This is a genomic window from Pantoea sp. ARC270, assembly GCF_003236725.1.
Lineage (GTDB): Bacteria > Pseudomonadota > Gammaproteobacteria > Enterobacterales > Enterobacteriaceae > Pantoea > Pantoea anthophila.
The window spans coordinates 1-804 of sequence record NZ_PUGA01000089.1; the positions used below are offsets into that span (position 1 = coordinate 1).

The 804-nt window shown below is 51.7% G+C and carries 2 tRNA genes and 1 rRNA gene; all 3 read right to left on the reverse strand.

What is annotated here, in order from left to right:
- Positions 1–260, reverse strand: a 23S ribosomal RNA gene (locus tag CKF42_RS20990); the annotation flags it as partial.
- A gap of 203 nt (positions 261–463) precedes the next feature.
- Positions 464–539: transfer RNA gene (locus CKF42_RS20995), tRNA-Ala, on the reverse strand.
- Between the two features lie 142 nt (positions 540–681).
- A tRNA-Ile gene (locus CKF42_RS21000) sits at positions 682–758 on the reverse strand.
- Positions 759–804: the final 46 nt, after the last annotated feature.

Consider the following 804-nt stretch of genomic DNA (forward strand, 5'->3'; position numbering starts at 1 on the left):
CCCCGTTCGCTCGCCGCTACTGGGGGAATCTCGGTTGATTTCTTTTCCTCGGGGTACTTAGATGTTTCAGTTCCCCCGGTTCGCCTTGCAGCACTATGTATTCATGCTGCAATGATGCACTGGGTGCACCGGGTTTCCCCATTCGGACATCGACGGCTGTAGCGGTTCATATCACCTTACCGTCGCTTTACGCAGATTAGCACGTCCTTCATCGCCTCTGACTGCCAGGGCATCCACCGTGTACGCTTAGTCGCTTAACCTCACAACCCACAGGCGTTTTTCAACGCTGCAGACTGTAAGCATTTGAGAGACTCGGACATGTCGTCATTTCATTCTTATTACGGAGAATGAACGCGCCATGTCGTTTCAATTTTCAGCTTGTTCCGGATTGTTAAAGAGCATAATACGTCACAGCACACCGTCACCGGTACGCTCTGAGGTATTTCAGAAAAAACAGCATGTATGGTGGAGCTAAGCGGGATCGAACCGCTGACCTCCTGCGTGCAAGGCAGGCGCTCTCCCAGCTGAGCTATAGCCCCATACAGTTACTGCAGAGACCACTACTACCACTCAACCGAGTACACTTCGTGAGAAATGCAATTCGTGCTCAGGCAGGGCATGTCTTCGCGAAGCATAGTGAACTATGCGAGCCGGAGACATAACGCAGCGTGAGTGCGAAGTTGGTAGGCCTGAGTGGACTTGAACCACCGACCTCACCCTTATCAGGGGTGCGCTCTAACCACCTGAGCTACAAGCCTGTAGAGGTTTTTTCTGCTCGTGACTTTTTATCAGACAATCTGTGTG